14 protein-coding genes are annotated in these 19,842 nt (G+C 69.0%); 6 read left to right on the top strand and 8 right to left on the bottom strand.

Translation table 11 applies throughout. From position 1 onward, the window contains the following. Position 1 precedes the first annotated feature (1 nt). On the bottom strand, positions 2-2,149 hold the full coding sequence (locus ABSY19_RS07215) for a thiamine pyrophosphate-dependent enzyme (protein ID WP_382160686.1): 2,148 nt from the start codon (positions 2,147-2,149) through the stop codon (positions 2-4). A gap of 122 nt (positions 2,150-2,271) precedes the next feature. On the opposite strand from ABSY19_RS07215, the gene ABSY19_RS07220 reads away from it, so the two are divergent. From ABSY19_RS07220 to ABSY19_RS07235, 4 genes are all read left to right on the top strand, one after another. Further along, positions 2,272-3,204 carry a LysR substrate-binding domain-containing protein gene (locus ABSY19_RS07220; RefSeq protein ID WP_382160689.1) on the top strand — a complete coding sequence of 311 codons (933 nt, stop codon included), beginning with the start codon at positions 2,272-2,274 and terminating at the stop codon, positions 3,202-3,204. Positions 3,205-3,217: 13 nt separating this feature from the next. Then, on the top strand, positions 3,218-4,018 hold the full coding sequence (locus ABSY19_RS07225; protein WP_382160692.1) for a 2-keto-4-pentenoate hydratase: 801 nt from the start codon (positions 3,218-3,220) through the stop codon (positions 4,016-4,018). A gap of 104 nt (positions 4,019-4,122) precedes the next feature. Next, the gene (locus ABSY19_RS07230; RefSeq protein WP_382160695.1) at positions 4,123-5,817 is read left to right on the top strand and encodes an AMP-binding protein; all 1,695 of its coding nucleotides are present in this window, start codon (positions 4,123-4,125) and stop codon (positions 5,815-5,817) included. Positions 5,818-5,843: 26 nt separating this feature from the next. After that, positions 5,844-6,821: an NAD-dependent epimerase gene (locus tag ABSY19_RS07235; RefSeq protein WP_382160697.1), complete on the top strand. Its 978-nt coding sequence runs from the start codon at positions 5,844-5,846 to the stop codon at positions 6,819-6,821. Positions 6,822-6,828: 7 nt separating this feature from the next. Here the strand turns inward: ABSY19_RS07235 and ABSY19_RS07240 are convergent, their stop codons facing one another. The 3 genes from ABSY19_RS07240 to ABSY19_RS07250 all read right to left on the bottom strand — a co-directional run bounded on the left by ABSY19_RS07240 (position 6,829) and on the right by ABSY19_RS07250 (position 8,735). After that, the gene (locus ABSY19_RS07240; protein ID WP_382160699.1) at positions 6,829-7,305 is read right to left on the bottom strand and encodes a low molecular weight protein-tyrosine-phosphatase; all 477 of its coding nucleotides are present in this window, start codon (positions 7,303-7,305) and stop codon (positions 6,829-6,831) included. Between the two features lie 67 nt (positions 7,306-7,372). Then, entirely contained in the window at positions 7,373-7,678 is a 306-nt protein-coding gene (locus ABSY19_RS07245) for an H-NS family nucleoid-associated regulatory protein (RefSeq protein ID WP_382160701.1), read from the bottom strand. A gap of 67 nt (positions 7,679-7,745) precedes the next feature. Further along, complete coding sequence (locus tag ABSY19_RS07250; RefSeq protein ID WP_382160704.1) at positions 7,746-8,735, bottom strand: RluA family pseudouridine synthase; 990 nt, start codon at positions 8,733-8,735, stop codon at positions 7,746-7,748. Between the two features lie 591 nt (positions 8,736-9,326). On the opposite strand from ABSY19_RS07250, the gene ABSY19_RS07255 reads away from it, so the two are divergent. Then, entirely contained in the window at positions 9,327-12,428 is a 3,102-nt protein-coding gene (locus ABSY19_RS07255) for an Rne/Rng family ribonuclease (protein WP_382160707.1), read from the top strand. A gap of 120 nt (positions 12,429-12,548) precedes the next feature. Here the strand turns inward: ABSY19_RS07255 and ABSY19_RS07260 are convergent, their stop codons facing one another. From ABSY19_RS07260 to hemC, 4 genes are read right to left on the bottom strand one after another with little or no spacing between them, the layout of a single operon-like run. Further along, positions 12,549-13,829 (bottom strand): heme biosynthesis HemY N-terminal domain-containing protein, encoded by a 1,281-nt coding sequence (locus tag ABSY19_RS07260; protein ID WP_382163723.1) that lies wholly within the window; start codon positions 13,827-13,829, stop codon positions 12,549-12,551. 23 nt (positions 13,830-13,852) lie between these two features. Continuing rightward, entirely contained in the window at positions 13,853-15,031 is a 1,179-nt protein-coding gene (locus tag ABSY19_RS07265; RefSeq protein WP_382160709.1) for a uroporphyrinogen-III C-methyltransferase, read from the bottom strand. Then, on the bottom strand, positions 15,028-15,885 hold the full coding sequence (locus ABSY19_RS07270; RefSeq protein WP_382163725.1) for a uroporphyrinogen-III synthase: 858 nt from the start codon (positions 15,883-15,885) through the stop codon (positions 15,028-15,030). The genes ABSY19_RS07265 and ABSY19_RS07270 overlap by 4 nt, the downstream gene beginning before the upstream one ends. A gap of 7 nt (positions 15,886-15,892) precedes the next feature. Next, positions 15,893-16,852: a hydroxymethylbilane synthase gene (gene hemC, locus ABSY19_RS07275; RefSeq protein ID WP_382160712.1), complete on the bottom strand. Its 960-nt coding sequence runs from the start codon at positions 16,850-16,852 to the stop codon at positions 15,893-15,895. Positions 16,853-16,988: 136 nt separating this feature from the next. Here hemC and ppc point away from each other — a divergent pair, with 136 nt between their 5' ends. Beyond that, positions 16,989-19,841: a phosphoenolpyruvate carboxylase gene (gene ppc, locus ABSY19_RS07280; RefSeq protein ID WP_382160715.1), complete on the top strand. Its 2,853-nt coding sequence runs from the start codon at positions 16,989-16,991 to the stop codon at positions 19,839-19,841. Position 19,842: the final 1 nt, after the last annotated feature.

Here is a 19,842-nt window from a genome sequence, read left to right on the forward strand (position 1 = left end):
CTCAGGCCGGCTGCAGCAGGCCGATGAAGAAGCGGTTGAAGCGGTCGGTGAGGCGGTCCCACCAGCTGGGGTGCGTGACGATCTCGATCTTGTGGAACGAGGGGCACAACACGGCGGCGTCGGCCACCTCGCCGCACAGGCCGCAGCCCACGCAGCCGTTGGTGACGTGCGCCACGGGTTCGCGCCGCAGCGGATCGTTCGTGGGCTTGACGGTGAGCGTGGGGCAGCCCGAGAGGCGGATGCAGGAGTGGTCGCCGGTGCAGGTGTCCTCGTCCACGCCGTAGCGCGTGCGCACGCTGCGCAGGCCTTCCTTGAGGCGGCGCGCGCGGATCGGCTTGAGGCGGCGCTGGCGTTCAAGCTGGCACTCGCCTTCGGCGATCACCACCTTGAGGCCCTTGAAGGGCGAATTCACCGCCTCCTTCAACACATCGCGCACCTTGGAGACGCGGTAGTTATGCACCGTCTTGACCCACTTCACGCCCATGCCCTGCAGCGTGTTCTCGATCGTCATCTCGTCGGCCGTGGCGCTGGAGCCCTCGGCCACGCGCTTGGCTTCGGAGGCCGGCGTGGACATGGTCTCCTGCGTGCCGGTGGCCGAGGTGTAGCCGTTCTTCATGATCACCAGCACGCCGTCGCCCTGGTTGAGCAGGGTCGAGCTCACGCCCGAGAGCAGGCCGTTGTGCCAGAACCCCCCGTCGCCCATGATGGCGATCGGCCGCTTGGCCGAGAAGTTCTTCACCGCCGCGCTGGACGCCATGCTCATGCCGTAGCCGAGGATGGAGTTGCCGAACGAGAACGGTTCGAAGGTGGCGAAGGAATGGCAGCCGATGTCGGTGGAGATGTGCAGCTTGCCCACCTCGCGCTCGACCAGCTTGAGCGCGGCGAACACCGGGCGCTCCGGGCAACCGGTGCAGAAATTGGGCGGGCGCGCGGGCACGCCGCCGCCGAGTTCGGCCAGCGCGCGCTCGCGCACTTCGGCCAGCTCGGTGCCGAAGGTGGTCGCCGCGGTGGTGTCCAGCGTGGGCAGGTGCTCGCCCACGAAAGCCGTGAGGCCTTTCAGCAGGATCTCGGCCGTGTACTCGCCGCCCATGGGCAGCAGGTCCTTGCCGTGCAGGCGCGTCTGCAGGTCGGCACGGCGCAGCTGCGTGGCGATGTCCTGCTCGATGAACTCGGGCTGGCCCTCCTCGATCACCAGCACCGAGCGCTTGCCGGCGCAGAAGGCGGCGATCTGCTCGGGCACCAGCGGGTACACCACGTTGAGCACCAGCATCGGAATGTCGCTCTCGCCCGTGCCATTGGCCAGGCCGGCCTGCTGCAGCGCGCGCATGGTGGTGTTGTAGAGCCCACCCTGCACGATCAGGCCCACCTCGCCGTGGCGCCCGTCGAAGTGCTCGTTCAGGCCCGCTTCCTCGATGAACTTGCGCGCCGCCGGCATGCGCACTTCGTACTTGTGCTTCTCATGGCGAAAGGTGGACGGCGGGTGCGAGAGGCGGTCGTAGCTGAACGAGGCCGCCTCCTGTTGCAGCAGGCGGCTGGAGATGGCGGGCGCGATGTTGTCGCTGGCCACGAAGCTGCCCTGCACGTGGCAGGCACGGATGCGCAGCTCCATCATCACCGGCGTGTTCGAGGCCTCGGAGAGTTCGAAGCCCTTCTCGACCATGCGCACGATGGTCGGCAGGTTGGGCCGCGGGTCCATGAGCCAGAGCGCGGACTTCATCGCGAAGGCGTGCGTGCGCTCCTGGATGACGCTGGCGCCTTCGCCGTAGTCCTCGCCCACCACGATCAGCGCGCCGCCCATCACCCCCGGCGAGGCCAGGTTGGACAGCGCGTCGGACGCGACGTTGGTGCCGACCACCGATTTCCAGGTGACCGCGCCGCGCACCGGGTACATGATGGACGCGGCCAGCATCGCGGCCGCCGAACTCTCGTTCGTGCAGGCCTCGACGTGCACGCCGAGTTCGTCCATGTAGGGCTTGGCCTGCACCATCACATCGAGCAGATGGGAGATGGGTGAACCCTGGTAGCCGCCGACGTAGGTGACGCCGGACTGCAGCAGTGCCTTGGTCACCGCCAGAATGCCTTCGCCGTGGAAGGTCTCGCCGTGGCCCAGCTTGAGGGCCTCGATTTCGCTGTGGAATGAACGTTCCAACCGTGGGTCTCCTGTCGTTATGCCCGGCAATGTAGGCGCCTCATCCCCATCTGACAAATGGATTGATCTGATGTGGTGTATTCACGGCATGGATAATCAGGGCCAACCCTGAGAGGCTCGCCATGAACTTCCGCCAACTCGATCTCAACCTGCTGCGCGTGCTCGGCGCGATCCACCGCACCGGTTCGGTGACGGCGGCCGGCAAGGCGCTCGCGCTCTCCCAGCCCGCCACCAGCAACGCCCTGGCGCGCCTGCGCGACTACTTCAAGGACGACCTGTTCGTGCGCTCGCCCAGCGGCCTGCAGCCCACGCGCCTGTGCGAGCGCGTGGCACCCGAGGTGCAGGCGCAGTTGCAGATGCTCGAAGCCCTGGTGAGCGTGCGCGACGACTTCGACCCCGCGCGCAGCGAGATGCGCTGGCGCCTCTCGCTGTCGGACCTGGGCGAGATGATGTTCCTGCCGCCGCTGGCGGCGGCCCTGCGCCAGCAGGCGCCGCAGGCGCACGTGACCAATGTGTCGGTGGCGGCGGAGGACGTGCCGGCCGCGCTCGAATCGCGCGACATCGACTTCGCCATCGGCATCCTGCAGCCGCGCCACCGCGGCGTGCGCGCCGAGCTGCTGTTTCGCGAGCACTACGTGGCGCTGACCTCCTCGAGCTGGCGCCCCGCCTCGGGGCCGGCGGGGCGCACGCTGAGCGCGCGTCAGTTGTCCGAGGCATCGCTGGTCGTGGCCTCACCCACCGCCACCTTCCACGGCAGCGTCGAAAAGATGCTCGTGCGCATGAAGCTCTCCGAGCGCATCGTGCTGCGCGCGCGGCACTTCGGCGCCCTGCCCGAGCTGGCGCTCAACACCGACCTGCTGACCATCGTGCCGCAGATGTACGCCGCCAACCTCGGCCAACGCCACGACCTGCGCGTGTGGGAGCTGCCGCGCGCGGCCGCGCCCAGCTACGAGGTGCGCCTGGTCTGGCACGCCAGCACCGCGCAGGACCCGGCGCACCAGTGGATCCGCGCCCAGGTGCACCGCCTGTTCGGGCGCGCCGACACCAGCGCCTGACTATGATGGGCCCATGAACCCGCAGACCCTGCTCGACCACCTGGACCAGGGCCGCCTCTGGCCCGCCCCGCTCAGCGCGCAAACCGGCTTCGATCTGGACGCCGCCTACGCACAGGCCCTGGCGGTGCGCGACCTGCGCCTGGCGCGCGGCGAGCAGCCGCGCGGCTACAAGGTGGGCTTCACCAACCGCACGATCTGGGCACGCTACAACGTGTTCGCGCCGATCTGGGGCACGGTGTGGGACACCACGCTGACGTTCTGCGAGGGCGAAGGCCGTGTGTCGCTCGAGCGCAGCTGCCAGCCCCGCCTGGAGCCCGAGACCGTGTTCGGCCTGAAGGCCACGCCGGCGGCGAACGCCACACTGGACGATCTGTTCGACGCCCTCGACTGGATCGCACCGGGCTTCGAGATCGTGCAGTCGCACCTGCTCGACTGGAAGTTCCTGCCGGCCGACACCGTGGCCGACGGCGCGCTGCACGCGCATTTGCTCGTGGGCCCGCGCGTGGCCTTGAGCGGGCTCGCGAGGAACGCCGCCGAACTCGATGCGCTGCTGGCCAACGCCGGTGTCACGCTGCTCAAGAACGAAGAGCCGGTCGAACTGGGCCAGGGCAGCAACGTGCTCGACAGCCCCTTGCGCGCGCTCAAGCACTTTGTCGACACCCTGCGCGCCTGCCCCGGCGCGCCCGATCTGCGGCCCGGCGACGTGGTCACCACCGGCACCTGGACCGACGCCTGGGCGGTGCGGCCCGGCGAGCGCTGGTCGGCGCGTTTCACCGAACCCCTGCCCGCCCTCTCGGTGGACTTCACCGAGTGAACCCTGGACCGCGAAGCGGCTCCGAACAGGTGAAACCCTCTAAACAGCGTGCGGGGGGCTTGGTAGATTCCCCCTTCGCACACACAACAACGGAGACACGTCACATGACCCAAGTCGCGCCCGAGCTGCTCGCCCTGCAACGCCTGTACCACTGGGAAAAGACCGATCCCAACCGCGTTGCGCTCACACAGCCCATGGGCGCGGGCGCGGTGCAGGAATTCACCTGGGCCGAGATCGGCGACCAGGTGCGGCGCATGGCCACCCACCTGCAATCGCAAGGCTGGGCGCCGGGCTCCAAGGTCGCGATCCTCTCGAAGAACTGCGCCTGGTGGATGATGAGCGACCTCGCCATCTGGATGGCCGGCCACGTGTCGGTGCCGCTCTACCCCACGCTCGCGGCCGAGACGGTGCGCCAGATCCTCACCCACAGCGAGGCCAAGGCCTGTTTCATTGGCAAGCTCGATGGCTGGGAAGGCATGAAGCCCGGCGTGCCCGCCGGCCTGCCCTGCATCAGCTACGCGCTCTCGCCGCTGGACGCGATCCAGGCCTACGAAGGCTGGGACGCGATCTGCGGCCGCCACCAGCCGCTGCAGGGTGAGCCCACGCGCGGCGCCGACGAACTCGCGACCCTGATCTACACTTCGGGCACCACCGGCATGCCCAAGGGCGTGATGCACAGCTTCGGCAACTTCGCCTGGGCCATCGACTCCGGCGTCAAGCGCATCCCGCTCTCGGGCGAAGACCGCATGCTGTCCTACCTGCCGCTGGCCCATGTGGTCGAGCGCATGCTGGTCGAACACGGCTGGCTGCGCACCGGCATGCACGTGTACTTCGCCGAGTCGCTCGACACCTTCGCCGCCGACCTGCAGCGCGCGCGGCCCACCATCTTCTTCTCGGTGCCACGCCTGTGGGTCAAGTTCCAGCAGGGCATCCACGCGAAGATGCCGCCGGCCAAGCTCAACCGGCTCCTGGGCATCCCCATCCTGGGTGGCATCGTGCGCCGCAAGGTGATGAAGGCCCTGGGCCTGGACCAGTGCAAGTTCGCCGCCGGTGGCGCCGCGCCCATGCCCATGGCCCTGCTGCAGTGGTACAGCCAGCTCGGCCTGAACATCAACGAGGGCTACGGCATGACCGAGAACCTCGCGCTCTCGCACATCACCGAGCCGGGCAAGAACCAGCAGGGCACCGTGGGCCCCACCTACGCCGGCGTGCAGCACCGCCTCGACCCCGAGACCGGCGAGGTGCAGATGCGCAGCCAGGCGCTGATGCAGGGTTACTACAAGGAGCCCGAGAAGAGCCACGAGGCCTTCACCGAAGACGGCTGGCTCAAGACCGGCGACAAGGGCACGATCGACAAACAGGGCCTGCTGCGCATCACCGGCCGTGTGAAAGACCTGTTCAAGACCGGCAAGGGCAAGTACGTGGCGCCCGCGCCGATCGAGGACAAGCTGGTGATGCACGAGGCCGTGGAAGCCTGCGTGGTGACCGGCGCCAACCTGGGCCAGCCCCTGGGCATCGTGATGCTCAACGCGGACGCGGCCGCGCGCGTGGCGAACGACGCCGCCGCGCGCACCGAGCTCGAAACCTCGCTGGCCAGCCACCTCAAAGGCATCAACGCCACGCTGGACCCGCACGAGCAGCTGCAGTGCATCGTGGTCGTCACCACCGCCTGGACGGTGGACAACGACATCATCACGCCCACCTTCAAGGTCAAGCGCAACCGCATCGAAGACCTGTACGCGCGGCACTACGAAACGTGGGAAACGTCCGGAAAACGGGTGATCTGGCAGAAAGACTGAGGCAGGCTGGCGGCTAACATACCGCCATGCACATCCTCCTGACTGGCGCGGCCGGCTTCATCGGCATGCACACCGCCCAGCGCCTGCTGGCGCGCGGCGACACGGTGCTCGGCATCGACAACCTCAACGACTACTACGCCGTCGCGCTCAAGCGCGCCCGCCTGGAGCCGCTGCAGAAACACCCGGGTTTCGCCTTCGAACAGGTCGATGTGGCCGACCGCGAGGCCATGGCCCGGCTGTTCGCCAGCCACCGCTTCGACGCCGTGGTGCACCTGGCGGCCCAGGCCGGTGTGCGCTACTCGATCACGCACCCCAACGCCTACCTCGACAGCAACCTCACCGGCTTCGGCCACATCCTGGAAGGCTGCCGCGCGCAGAAGCCGGGCCACCTGGTCTACGCGTCCAGCTCCAGCGTGTATGGGGGCAACACCAAGATGCCGTTCGAGGAAACCGACGCCGTCGACCACCCGGTGAGCCTGTACGCGGCCACCAAGAAGGCCAACGAGCTGATGGCCCACACCTACAGCCACCTCTATGGGCTACCCACCACCGGCCTGCGTTTCTTCACGGTGTACGGGCCCTGGGGCCGGCCCGACATGGCCTACTTCAGCTTCACCCGCGCGGTGCTCGAAGGCCGGCCGATCCAGGTCTTCAACCACGGGAAGATGAAGCGCGACTTCACCTACATCGACGACATCGTCGAAGGCGTGCTGCGCGTGCTCGACAAACCGGCCACGCCCGAGAACGCGGGTGGACCGCCCTACCGCATCTTCAACATCGGCAACCACGACCCGGTGCCGCTGATGGACTTCATCGGCTGCATCGAACAGGCGCTGGGGCGCGAGGCGATCAAGGAATTCCTGCCCATGCAGGACGGCGACGTGCCGGCGACCTACGCCAGCACCGAGGCCCTGCACCGCTGGGTGGGCTTCGCGCCCTCCACGCCCCTGAAGGACGGCATCGAACGCTTCGTGCGCTGGTACCGCGAGTACCACCAGGCCTGAAGCCGCCTCAGTCCAGCGTGCTCAGCACCCGTGCGAGCACGCCCTCGCTGCCCTGCTCGCACAGCCCCAGCACCACCTCGAAGCCCTGGGCATTGCCGTAGTACGGGTCGGGCACTTCGCGCCGGCCTTCCACACCCGCGTACTCCAGGAACAGGTGCAGCTTGTGCTGGTGCTCGGGCGGGCACTTGAAGCGCAGGTTCTCCAGGTTGTCCGCGTCCATGGCGAGGATCAGGTCGAAGTTCCTGTAGTCCTCATCGCGCACGCGGCGGGCGCGCTCGCGCTCGATCTGCGGGTAACCGCGCGCCATCGCCAGGGTGATCGCCCGGCGGTCGGGCTTTTCCCCCTGGTGGCCGGCATAGGTGCCGGCGGAATCCACCTCCACCCGCTGCGCCAGCTGGCGGCGCGCGATGGCGGCGTGCAGCACGCTGGACGCCATGGGCGAGCGGCAGATGTTGCCCATGCAGACGACAAGTATTCGAAACATGCTTTCGAGGGTACCAAAGACAAAGCCCGCCAGAGGCGGGCCGTGTGCAAGGAGGCAGGGGAGTGGATCAGATCAGGTAGCTGTCCAGACTCTTGCCCGATGCCAGCACGGCGCGAACCCATTCGGGCTTGCGGCCCGGGCCACCTGCCCAGAGTTCACCGTTCGGGCCTTTGTACTTGGCCGGTGCGGCCGATTTGGATTTGCCGGTCTTCTTGGTCGCCGAAGTGCTGCCCAGATCGGCGGTAGTGATGCCGAATTGCTTCATCTTCGCCTTGATGTCGGCGATGACCGCGGAGAGCTCGTCCTTGCGCGCCTGCTCGGCCTGTGCCATCAGGTTCTGGGCTTGCGCCATGAGTTCGGAATAACTTGCCATTGAAATCGTCCTTTTTAGGTAATGTTTGATCCATCCGGAACCGGATGTCTGCCAACGACGCAGACCATCATTCTATTCCGGGGGATCGCCATTTATATAGCTCCGGCGGCAATTCGGCCTGCAGTTCCAACGCGGATTTGGTGACAGGATGTGTCAACCTCAAACGCCAGGCGTGCAGGAACATGCGTTTCAAACCAATCCGTGCCAATTGCCGATTGAGTTCGAAATCGCCGTATTTATCGTCACCCGCAATCGGATGGCCGGCGCTGGACAAATGCACGCGAATCTGATGGGTGCGGCCGGTCTTGATGGTGACCTCCAACAGGCTGAAGCCTTCGGGAACGACCGCCTCCAGGCCTGGTGGCGCGGGCACGCGCTGCGCCACCTTCACCAGCGTGACCGAGCGCATGCCGTCCGAATCGTCGGCTGTCGTCACCCTCACACGCCGTTCGCCATCAGGTAATAGGTATTTGTGCAAAGGCTGGTCCAGCACCTTCAGGCGGGCGGGCCAGACGCCTTTGACCATCGCCAGATAGGTTTTTCCGGTTTCGCGTTCGCGAAATTGGTCCTGCAATGCCTTGAGCGCGCTCTTTTTCTTGGCAATCAGCAACAGACCGCTGGTTTCCCGGTCCAGGCGATGCACCAATTCGAGCAATCGGGCCTGCGGCCGAGCCTGGCGCATTTGTTCGATCACGCCGAAACTCACGCCGCTGCCACCATGCACCGCAACGCCGGCGGGCTTGTCAATCGCCAGAAAGGCCTCGTCCTCGAACACGACCGGGAATTCGCGCGCCGGCGCCGGATGGGCCGCCTTCTCTTCGGCGCGTTCGGACAGCCGGATCGGCGGAATGCGCAACACATCGCCAAGGGCGACGCGGTCGTCGGCCGACACCCGGCCCTTGTTCCGGCGCACCTCGCCCGAGCGGATGATGCGGTAGATGTGCGATTTGGGCACCCCTTTGAGGATGCGGATGAGGAAGTTGTCCAACCGCTGCCCCGCCGACTCTTCGTCAACCGTGATGTGTCGGATTTCCCCCGAATTCGGGTTGCTGAGCATGGGTGTGAATAAGGCCACCACGAATGGCGGGGAGCTGACTATAATGCGTCACACCCGTCGTGTGCCGTAAGTGATTGATTTACCTTGAGTTTAAGGCAGTCACCCAAGGCAAGGGACCGCAGCTTGCAAGGCAAGGCGTCCGCCGCGGGTGGGTTGCCACCCGCAGCACCCGGGTCTGGCGCCGTTGCCCGATGCATTCCCATGCGAATCCTGGCACGGCGGCGGGCCGGTCGAAGCCGCGGGCGAATCCGCTGAAGAACACGAACCCGAATACGGAATACCCCCAATCACCCAGCCCGCAACACGTGGCTGGGTGAGGACGAAGTGAAGCCAGAGAGACACCGGCCAGATCCATGTCAATGACAGCCATCGAGCCTTCTTCCCTGTTCACCCACCTCCACGCGCCTACGCCCTGACCTGGCGGTTCGACGCGGCACCCTGGTGCCCGCCTGTGTTGAACGCCTTCCCCGAACCGCGGGTCAACGGCTCTCCGGCAATTCCTCCCCTCGTTCGCGCTTCCGCTGGTTCACGGCAGGTTGGCGCATGGGCCGGTGGCCCCTGCGTCCTTGTGTTTGAACGAAGGAACGCATCATGAAACGCATGCTGATCAACGCCACGCAGGCCGAAGAGCGCCGCCTGGCGATCGTGGACGGGCAGAAATTGCTCGACTACGAAATCGAAATCGAAGGGCGCGAACAGCGCAAGGGCAACATCTACAAAGCGGTGGTCACCCGCGTGGAGCCGTCGCTCGAAGCCTGCTTCGTCGACTACGGCGAAGAACGCCACGGCTTCCTGCCTTTCAAGGAAATCTCGCGCCAGTATTTCGCCGCCGGCGTGCCGGTCAACCAGGCCCGCATCAACGACGTGATCCGCGAAGGCCAGGAACTGCTGGTCCAGGTGGAAAAGGAAGAACGCGGCAACAAGGGCGCCGCCCTCACCACCTTCGTGAGCCTGGCCGGCCGCTACGTGGTGCTGATGCCCAACAACCCGCGTGGCGGTGGCGTGAGCCGCCGCATCGAAGGCGAAGACCGCCAGGAACTCAAGCAGGCGCTGGACCAGCTCGAGTACCCCAATGGCATGAGCATCATCGCGCGCACCGCCGGCATCGGCCGCGACGCCGCCGAACTGCAGTGGGACCTGAACTACCTGCTCAAGCTCTGGAACGCCATCGACGGCGCGACCAAGGGTGGCAAGGGCGCCTTCCTGATCTACCAGGAATCGAGCCTGGTGATCCGCGCGATCCGCGACTACTTCAACAGCGACATCGGTGAGATCCTGATCGACACCGACGACATCTTCGAACAGGCTCACCAGTTCATGAGCCACGTGATGCCCGAGCACGGGCACCGTGTGAAGCGCTACCGCGACGACGCGCCGCTGTTCTCGCGCTTCCAGATCGAGCACCAGATCGAAACCGCGTACAGCCGCACGGTGAACCTGCCTTCTGGCGGCGCCATCGTGATCGACCAGACCGAAGCGCTGGTGGCGGTGGACGTGAACTCGGCCCGCGCCATCAAGGGCGGCGACATCGAGGAAACCGCGACCCGCACCAACCTGGAAGCCGCCGACGAAGTGGCCCGCCAGGCGCGCCTGCGCGACCTGGGTGGTCTGGTGGTGATCGACTTCATCGACATGGAAGAGTCGAAGAACCGCCGCGAAGTGGAAAACCGCCTGCGCGACGCGCTGCGCCAGGACCGCGCCCGCGTGCAGTTCGGCGCCATCAGCAAGTTCGGTCTGCTCGAAATGAGCCGCCAGCGCCTCAAGCCCGCGCTCAACGAAGGCGCCTCCATCCCCTGCCCGCGCTGCGGTGGTTCCGGCCACATCCGCGACACCGAGAGCTCGGCGCTGCAGATCCTGCGCATCATCCAGGAAGAGTCGCTCAAGGACAGCACGGCCGCCGTGCTGGTGCAGGTGCCGGTCGAAGTGGCCAGTTTCCTGCTGAACGAAAAGCGCACCGAGATCACCAAGATCGAACTCAAGCAGCGCATCAGCGTGCTGCTGGTGCCCAACAAGTCGCTCGACACGCCCAACTACAAGCTCGAGCGCCTCAAGCACGACGACCCGCGCCTGGACAACCTGGACGCGAGCTACAAGCTGGCCGATGAAGTGGACGACGTCGCCAGCTTCACGCGCCGCAGCCAGGAACGCACCAACAAGCAGGAACCGGTGATCAAGGGCGTGCTGCCCGACGGTCCCGCGCCCGTGGCCGCACCGCGCCCCGAAACGCCGCCCCCCGCCGCCGCCCCGGTGGCAGCGCCCGTGGCCGCCAAGGCCGTGCCGGCCGCACCGGCACCGGCCGAGAAGGGATTCTTCGGCTGGCTCAAGAGCCTGTTCGGCGCCGAGCCCACACCGGCCAAGCCGGCGGCAACCCCTGCCGTGGCCGCACCGGCCGCCAAGGGCGGTGCCCGCGAGGAACGTGCCGACGGCGGTCGCCGCGAAGGTGGCCGTGACGGCCGCAGCCGCGGTGGCCGTGGTGGCGCCGAAGGCCGTGGTTCGCGCGAAGGCCGCGAAGGCGGTGGCCGCAACAGTGGCCGCGGTGGCGAAGGCCGTGCGGTCGAGGCGCGCGCCGAGGGCGGCCGCGTGGAAGGTCGCAACGAACAGGCGCGTGGCGAAGGCCGTCGCGGTGAAGGCCGCGGCGAAGGTCGCAACGAGAACCGTGGTGAAGGCCGCAACGAGAACCGCAACGAAGGGCGCGGTGGAGAAGGACGCCAAGGCAACCGCCGCGAAGGTGGCCGCCGGGAAGCCCCTGTGGCGGCCGAAGGCGGCAACGTCAACAACGCCCTGCCGCTGGACGCCGCGCCGAGCGACACGCCCGAAGCGGCCGAAGGCCAGCAGCGCCGTGAGCGCGACCGCGATCGCCGCCCCCGCGGTGACAACCGCCGCCGCCAGCCGGGTGCCGAAGGTGCCGAGGCAACGCCCCGTCCCGACGCCGTGGAAGGTGAACAGCCGGCCACCGTCGCCGAAGGCGTGAGCGAAGCTCAAGCCCCGCGCGAGGGCGACGCCGAGAACGGCGCGCCACGCGGCAACCGCGAACGCCGCAGCCGCGACCGTTATGGCCGCGACCGCCGCGAACGCGGCCCCCGCGAAGGCGTGGTCGAAGGTGAAGAGGCTCCGGCCGCCGCCGAGACCGTGGCACCTGCCGAGCGCAGCGCAGCGGTGAACGACTCGCCCGATGCCTCGGCCTACGAAGCCCCCGTGCGCAGCTACTTCAGCATGGCCACGCCGCCTGCCGTGAACGCGGAAACCACCGAAGCGCCGGCGGCCGAACCCGTCGCTGTGGCGCCTGCCGAAGTGGTGGCACCGGCCCCGGTGGCCGCACCTGCGGCCGAAGTGGCGGCACCCGCGCCCGCCGTGGTGCCGGAAGCACCTCGCGCGCCGCGCGCAGCAGCCCCCGTGGCCGCCGCCGCACCGCGCGCGGTCGAAGCGCCTGGCACCCGAGGCCTGCCCAAGGTGCAGCCGTTCACGCTGTCCGTCGAATCCCTCGACCAGGTGGCGCAGGCCAGTGGCCTGGAATGGGTGAACTCCAACGCGGAGAAGGTGGCCCAGGTTCAGGCCGCCATCGCGGCCGAACCCAAGCCCATCCATGTGCCGCGCGAACCCAAGCCGCCCGTGGTGCTGGACGAAGGTCCGCTGGTGCTGGTGGAAACGCGCAAGGACCTGCGCGACATGAAGCTGCCGTTCGAGAACCCCTGAGTTCTCGCCACCGCCGCCCGCCTTCGGGCGTGGCGGCAGGCCCCAAAGAAAAAGCCGATCGGGTTCCGATCGGCTTTTTCTTTGGGGATGTCCTGGCACATCCCCTGGGTTCGGTTCGACTCAGTCCAGCAGCGCGGCCCGCTTCCACGCAGCTTGCGCGGCCGTTTCATCGCCCCGCTCCTCGGCCAGTTGCGCCAGGCCACGCCAGGTGCGGCGCAGCAGGGCGGGGTCGTCCAGGCTGTGGCTGGACTGGCTCAGCATCTGCGCGGCCTTGCCCCAGAGCTGGCGACGCATGCAGGCCTGACCCGCGAGGTACTGCAGGAAGCCGTTCTGCGGCCACTGGCGCTGCAACTGCTCCAGCCGGGCCAGCCCGGCGGCGTCGAGCTCACCCAGGCCGGGTTCCAGCGCCAGCACGAGCTGGCGCTGCTGCGCCACGTCCAGCGCCCCGAACTCGGGCCACAGGGGTTCGAGCCAGGCGCGCACGCGGGCGTGGACCAGCTCGCGGTCCTGCTCGCTGGTAGCGGGGCCGGTCAATTGGTTGGCGCGGCGCGCGGCGGCCAGGGCCACTTCGGGCATGGCGCGCTCGGTGGCGTCCAGGCCGTTCCAGAACGCGTCCAGCTGCGCCATGTCGTGCGCTTCGCGCAGGGCATCGAGCGCCAGGCCGCGCACGATGCTGCGGGAGGCCTCGGGCGAAAACGCGCGGTGCTTGGCCAGCACGCGCGCGGTCTCCAGCGCCTCGCCGGTCTCACCGCCCAGGCGGGCGATGCGCAGCTTCAGGCGCAGCGCCTGGATGCGCCGGCTCGCGCCTTGCGGCAGCTCGGCCAGGCGCGCACGCGCGGCGTCGGCGTCATGGTCTTCCACCGCCCAGCGCACCGCGCGCAGCAGCGCACCTTCGTGGGCTTCCGGCGCGCTTTTGGCCAGCTTGGGGCTGAGGGCGGCCTGCAGGTTCTCGTCGCGGCGCTCGCGGTTCTGCAGCGATTGCGCGCTCTCGGCCAGCAGCAGGTGGGCGAGCAACTGAAGCTGGTCGCGGCGGGGCCATTGCCCGGCCGGCACGCCCTTGAGCTGGTCCACCGCCTGCTGGGCCGCCGACTGCGCGCGCACGAAGCGACCCGCCAGCTGGTGCGACAGCGCGTCCATCACCGACCCGACCACGGCGCGCTCGATCTGCTGGCTGCGCCAGCGCTGGGCCTGCGCGGGCAGGTCGCGCAACATCGAGAACGCGCGCAGCGCGGCGTACAGCAGCACGAAGCCGCCGATCAGGCAGAAGACGACGAAGTTGAAGGAGACATCGAAACGGTAGGGCGGCCAGAACAGGGTGAGCGTGGCCTCGTTGTGCCCCACCAGCAGCGCGAGCGCCACGGCCAGCGCCGCGAGGCCGAGCAGCCAGAACACGCTGCGCATGGCACCACCAAAACGGGCGGCCATCAGCGCCCCCCTGCCGCGGCGGTCAGGGCCGTCAGGGTTTCTTCGGGCCGCGGCAGGTCGCTGTCCACCAGGTCCTTGCGCAGGCGCGCCAGCGTGGCCTGGGCGGTGGTCACGCGGGGCGAGTTGGTGTCGAAGTAACGCGCGAGCGCGGCTTCCACGGCCATCAGATCGGCCTGGCTGGCCTGCATGTGACGGGCCAGCAGGCCCAGGCGCGCATTGAGCAGCTTGAGCTTGAGGTTCTCGCGCATGAACAGGGCCTGGTCGGGCGCGAGAAGCACGGCTTCGGGCCGGTCGATGCGGCTCACGCGCACCAGCTCGCGGCCGTTGCGGGTGACATCGGTCCAGATGCGCGTCCACAGGCCGCTCCACCAACCCGACACGCGGCTCCAGCCGGTGGTGTCCGGTTCGGCCGCCGCGTCGGGCACGGCAGCGGTCTCGGGCGCGGCGTCCTTCACCGCCACGGGTTCGGGGGCGGCCTTTCGCCCGGCCTTGCCCTTGCTCAACGGCGCGGCCACCGGCTGGCCCACCTGGTTGAGCAGCGGCCAGTCGTCCACCTGCCGCGCGAGCTCATCGAGCTGCAGCGTGAGCGCGGGGATGTCGGCCAGGGAAGCCCCCTGGATGCGCTGGATGTCGCGGCCGATGGCGCGCTGCACCGGGTTCAGGCGCGGCTGCGCGGCGCGCGCGATGCGCTGGTCGGCGGCCTGCAGGGCCGAGATGAGCGGTTGGGCGGTGCCGGTGAGCTGGGCCTGTTGCTGCGCCAGGCGCAGCGCGGATTCCAGGTCCTGCACCAGGTTGTCGTCGCGCGAGCGGGAGAGCGAGAGCATGAGCTCTTCGAGCTGGCTGCGCTGCAGGGTCACTTCCGACAGCCGCACCTCGGCCACGGCCAGGCGGGCCTGCAGTTCCTGCGTGAGGGCTTCGGCCTGGGCCGCCAGCGTGCGCGCCTCCACGGCCTGCGCGATGGTGTCCTGGCTGCGGCGGGCCAGTTCCTGCTGGGTGAAGCCGAGCTTCTGCCAGAGCAGGCCCGTCATCACCAGCGCCAGCGCGGCGATCAGCAGGGCCAGCCACTGAAAGACCTGGCCCGAACGCCGCGGAGCGGCCACGGGCGCCGGGGGAGGCGCAACGGCGGCGGGCGCCGGCGCGGCAACGGGGGGAGTGGGGTCGGGTGTGTCGGCGCTCATGGTCGGGTCCAGCCCGATTCTAGAGCGCGCACCACATCGGCCAATGCAGGACGGGTCTGACAGATCTGGCCGAACCCTGCCTGAGCGGCCGCAGCGGCGATGCGCGGGTGCGTGACCAGCGCGCTCGCCGGCGCCCACACCGGGGCTGGCCGCAGGTTCTGCAGCGGCAGCAGGGCTTCGGAGCTGCTGAACAGCCACACGCTGTGCGCCGTGGCCGCCGCATCGATCACGGCGCGGTCGGTGGCTGAAAGCACGGGCGCGCGTCGCGCATACGCCACACATCCCTGCACCTGCGCACCGGCGGTGGTGCATTGGCGGATCAGCCAGTCGCGGCCGGTGCCGGCCACCCCGGCCTCCGAGGTTCCCTGGGCCGAGGTGCCGCGCACGATCAGCACCTGCCGCCCCGGGCCGACCTGGGACGAGACCACCGGCCACAAATGCTCGGAGTCGAACTGCGCGGCGTCGGGAGGCGGTGCATCGATGTGGGCCGCACCCAGGCCCAGCGGTTCGATGGCCTGCTCGAGCAGGCGCGCCGTGCCCGGCCCAGGGGCCCAGAAGCGGGTGTGCGGCGGTTGGCTGGCGGGTGCGACCCCGCCCTCGAAGAAATGGCTCACCGCCGCGCCGCTCACGAACAGGATGGCATCGGCCCGCGTCCAGTGCGCGCGCCAGTGGTGCAGCGTGGCCTGGTCGGCCTCGGCGGCGGGTGGCGCAATTTCAATCAGGGGCAGGGCCTGGGCTGGCCAGCCTTCGGCGCGCAGGGCATCCACCCAGGCCAGGGCCTCGGGCGCCGGCCGCGTGACGATGAGCCGTTCCAGCCGGCGCCGGGTGCCAGGCGGGTGGGCGGCGGTGTCCACCAAGGCCTCAAGTCTCCGCGGCCGGTGGCGCGGCACCGGCCGCGCGCAGCGCCTGGGCCACCTGCTGGCCCAGCGCCTCGGCCTCGTCCAGTGTGGTCACGGCCGCTTGGGTGCCGACGCGCACCAGCGGTGCCTGCCCCTCGGGGTCGCCCCAGGCCGCGTCGAGCCGCAGCGCGCCTTCGCGGCCCCAGTCGGCGTAGGCGGCCAGCGGCATGGAGCAGCTGCCACCCATGGCGCGCGAGACCGTGCGTTCGGCGGCCACGCGCAGCCAGGTGGGTTGGTGCACCAGCGGCGCCAGCGCGGCGATCAGGTCGGCGCGGTCGGCGCGCACCTCGATGCCCAAGGCGCCCTGCCCGGCCGCCGGCAAGGAATCGATCGGGTCGAAGATGTGGCGGATGCGCGCCTCCAGCCCCAGGCGCTTGAGGCCGGCGGCGGCGAGCACGATGGCGTGGTACCTGCCTTCATCGAGCTTGCGCAGGCGCGTGTCGAGGTTGCCGCGCAAGGGTTCGATGCGCACATCGTCCCGGCCCAGCTGGTCCAGCGCCGCGCGCAGCAGCACCAGGCGGCGCAGGCTGGAGGTGCCCACCACGCCATTGGCCGGCAGGTCGGCCAGCCCCGCGCAGTGCGGCGAGACCCAGGCGTCGCGCGGGTCTTCGCGCTCCATCACGCAGGCCAGCGCGAAGCCGGGCGGCAGCTCCATCGGCACGTCCTTCAGCGAGTGCACGGCGATGTCGGCGCGGCCGTCTTCCAGCGCGAGCTCGAGTTCCTTCACGAACAGGCCCTTGCCGCCCACCTTGGACAGGCTGCGGTCCAGGATCTGGTCGCCCAGGGTGGTCATGCCCAGCAGCGTGACGCGGTGGCCCAGGCCTCCGAGCAAGGCCTTGACGTGTTCGGCCTGCCACAGGGCGAGGCGGCTTTCACGGGTGGCGATGGTGATGGCCAGAGCAGCGGAAGAAGATGGGGACATGGGTCGGGAAGGAGGGTCCGGGAAGGCCGGACGTCGCGGGCGATTTTGGTACCCGGCTGGTAACGGAAGCGGTGATTTTGGATGCTAGCATGCCCTGTTCCGTCGAGCGCCCGTCCACCCCAACCCACCACCCACCATGACGCGAAAGCCCGCCCGCCCCGCCCACAAAACCACCACCAACCAGGGCGCCGGACGGGCCGACAAGGACCAGCCGCTCATCGACGACATCCGGCTGCTCGGCCGCATCCTGGGCGACGTGATCCGCGAGCAGGAGGGCCAGGCCGCGTTCGACCTGATCGAGCAGATCCGCCAACTTTCAGTGGCGTTCCGCCGTCATGCGGATGAATCGGCGGACAAGGCGCTGAAGAAGCTGCTCAAGGGCCTGACCGGTGACCAGGCCGTGAGCGTGATCCGCGCCTTCACCTATTTCAGCCACCTGGCCAACCTGGCCGAAGACCGCCACCACATCCGCCGCCGCGCGGTGCACGAGCGCGCCGGCAACCTGCAGGAAGGCAGCCTCGCGCGCACGCTGCAGCGCCTGCACAAGGCCGGCATCGCGCCCGCCGAGGTGGTGCAGACGTTGGCCAGCGCCCACATTTCGCCCGTGCTCACCGCCCACCCCACCGAGGTGCAACGCAAGAGCATCCTGGACGCCGAACGCGCCATCGCGCGCCTGCTCGGCGAGCGCGACGAACCTCAGCGCCTGCCGCGCGAACGCGCCGACATCGAGGCGCAGATCCGCGCGCGCGTCACGCAGCTCTGGCAGACGCGCCTGCTGCGCTTCACCAAACTCACCGTGGCCGACGAGATCGAGAACTCGCTGAGCTACTACGAAGCGACCTTCCTCACGCAGATCCCCCGCCTCTACCGCGAACTGGAAGAAGGCCTGGGCGACAGCGGCAACGCCGCGCCGCCCATCGCCCCCTTCCTGCGCATGGGCCAGTGGATCGGCGGCGACCGCGACGGCAACCCCAACGTGACCGCGCAGACCCTGGAGCTCGCGCTGCACAGCCAGGCCGACATGGTGTTGCGCCACCACCTCACGCAGCTGCACCACCTGGGCGCGGAGCTGTCGGTCTCGGCCATGCTCAACAGCGTGAACCCGGCCATGCAGGCCCTGGCCGAGCGCTCGCCCGACACCAACGCCCACCGCCAGGACGAGCCCTACCGCCGCGCGCTCACCGGCATGTACGCGCGCCTCGCGGCCACGCTCGGGAGGCTCACCGGCGGCGAAGCGGCGCGCCACGCCATCGCGCCGCAAGACCCCTACGCCAGCGCCGCCGAACTGCTGGACGACCTGCGCACCATCGAGGCTTCGCTCAAGGCCCACCACGGCGAGGCCCTGGCGCGCGCGCGCCTGCTGCCGCTGATGCGCGCGGTGCAGGTGTTCGGTTTTCACCTCGCCACCGTGGACCTGCGACAAAGCTCGGACAAGCACGAGGAAGTCGTGGCCGAGCTGCTCGCGGCCGCGCGCATCGAGCCCCATTACTCGAAGCTCGACGAAGCGGGCAAACGCGCCGTCTTGCTGCGCCAGCTGAACGACGCGCGACCCCTGCGCGTGCCCGGCGTCGCCTACTCGGCCCACACGCTGGGCGAACTGGCGATCTTCGACACCGCGCGCAGCGGGCGCGAGCGCTTCGGCGCGCAAGCCATCCGCCACGCCATCATCAGCCACACCGAAACGGTGAGCGACCTGCTCGAGGTGTTGCTGCTGCAGAAGGAAGCCGGCCTGATGCGAGGCACACTGGCCGACGACGCGGTGTGCGACCTGATCGTGGTGCCGCTGTTCGAGACCATCGAAGACCTGCGCAACGCCGCGCCCATCATGCGCGAGTACCTCGCCCTGCCCGGCGTGCGCGCCATGGTGCAGCGCGGCGCGGGCGACGGCTACAGCGAGCAGGACATCATGCTCGGCTACTCCGACAGCAACAAGGACGGCGGCATCTTCACCAGCAACTGGGAGCTGTACCGGGCCGAGATCGCGCTGGTCGAGCTGTTCGACACCCTCAACAAGGGCGCCGAGAAACCGATCCAGCTGCGCATGTTCCATGGCAGGGGCGGCACCGTGGGCCGCGGCGGTGGCCCGAGCTACCAGGCCATCCTGGCGCAGCCCCCGGGCACGGTGCGAGGCCAGATCCGCCTGACCGAACAGGGCGAGGTGATCGGCTCCAAGTACGCCAACCCCGAGATCGGCCGGCGCAACCTCGAAACCCTGGTGGCCGCCACGCTGGAAGCCACGCTGCTCAAGCCCACGCGCAACGCGCCCGCCGCTTTCCTGGCTGCGGCCGACGAACTCTCGCGCCAGAGCATGGCGGCCTACCGCGCGCTGGTCTACGACACCCCGCGCTTCGCCGAGTACTTCTTCGCCGCCACCCCGATCCGCGAGATCGCCGAACTCAACATCGGCTCGCGCCCGGCCTCGCGCAAGGCCACGCAGAAGATCGAGGACCTGCGCGCGATCCCCTGGGGCTTCAGCTGGGGCCAGTGCCGCCTCACCCTGCCGGGCTGGTACGGCTTCGGCTCGGCGGTGCACGCCTTCCTGCACCAGGACGGCCCCAAGGGCGTGGCCGCGCAGAAGGCGCTGCTGCAGAAGATGGTCAAGCAGTGGCCTTTCTTCAGCACCCTGCTCTCCAACATGGACATGGTGCTGGCCAAGAGCGACCTCGCCCTGGCCTCGCGCTACGCCGAACTGATGCCCGACAAGCGCCTGCGCAACCACGTGTTCAAGGCCATCGAGGCCGAATGGCGGCGCACGGCCGACGCGCTGGCGCTCATCACCGGCGAAAAGCAGCGGCTGGTGAACAACGCCGCGCTGCAGCGCTCCATGCGCCACCGTTTTCCCTACATCGACCCGCTGCACCACCTGCAGGTGGAGCTGGTGCGCCGCTACCGGGCGGGCGAGAACCAGGCCGATCGCGACGAACGCGTGCGCCGGGGCATCCACATCTCGATCAACGGCATCGCCGCCGGCCTGCGGAACACGGGCTGAA

This window comes from Hydrogenophaga sp. ANAO-22, assembly GCF_042466645.1.
In the GTDB taxonomy this organism is placed as follows: Bacteria; Pseudomonadota; Gammaproteobacteria; order Burkholderiales; family Burkholderiaceae_C; genus Hydrogenophaga.

Excerpts from the sequence above, each read along its gene's own strand:
- ABSY19_RS07220 (WP_382160689.1), top strand. The coding sequence starts at position 2,272 with ATGAACTTCCGCCAACTCGATCTCAACCTGCTGCGCGTGCTCGGCGCG.
- ABSY19_RS07225 (WP_382160692.1), top strand. The coding sequence starts at position 3,218 with ATGAACCCGCAGACCCTGCTCGACCACCTGGACCAGGGCCGCCTCTGG.
- ABSY19_RS07230 (WP_382160695.1), top strand. The coding sequence starts at position 4,123 with ATGACCCAAGTCGCGCCCGAGCTGCTCGCCCTGCAACGCCTGTACCAC.
- ABSY19_RS07235 (WP_382160697.1), top strand. The coding sequence starts at position 5,844 with ATGCACATCCTCCTGACTGGCGCGGCCGGCTTCATCGGCATGCACACC.
- ABSY19_RS07240 (WP_382160699.1), bottom strand. The coding sequence starts at position 7,305 with ATGTTTCGAATACTTGTCGTCTGCATGGGCAACATCTGCCGCTCGCCC.
- ABSY19_RS07245 (WP_382160701.1), bottom strand. The coding sequence starts at position 7,678 with ATGGCAAGTTATTCCGAACTCATGGCGCAAGCCCAGAACCTGATGGCA.
- ABSY19_RS07250 (WP_382160704.1), bottom strand. The coding sequence starts at position 8,735 with ATGCTCAGCAACCCGAATTCGGGGGAAATCCGACACATCACGGTTGAC.
- ABSY19_RS07255 (WP_382160707.1), top strand. The coding sequence starts at position 9,327 with ATGAAACGCATGCTGATCAACGCCACGCAGGCCGAAGAGCGCCGCCTG.
- ABSY19_RS07260 (WP_382163723.1), bottom strand. The coding sequence starts at position 13,829 with ATGCGCAGCGTGTTCTGGCTGCTCGGCCTCGCGGCGCTGGCCGTGGCG.
- ABSY19_RS07265 (WP_382160709.1), bottom strand. The coding sequence starts at position 15,031 with ATGAGCGCCGACACACCCGACCCCACTCCCCCCGTTGCCGCGCCGGCG.
- hemC (WP_382160712.1), bottom strand. The coding sequence starts at position 16,852 with ATGTCCCCATCTTCTTCCGCTGCTCTGGCCATCACCATCGCCACCCGT.
- ppc (WP_382160715.1), top strand. The coding sequence starts at position 16,989 with ATGACGCGAAAGCCCGCCCGCCCCGCCCACAAAACCACCACCAACCAG.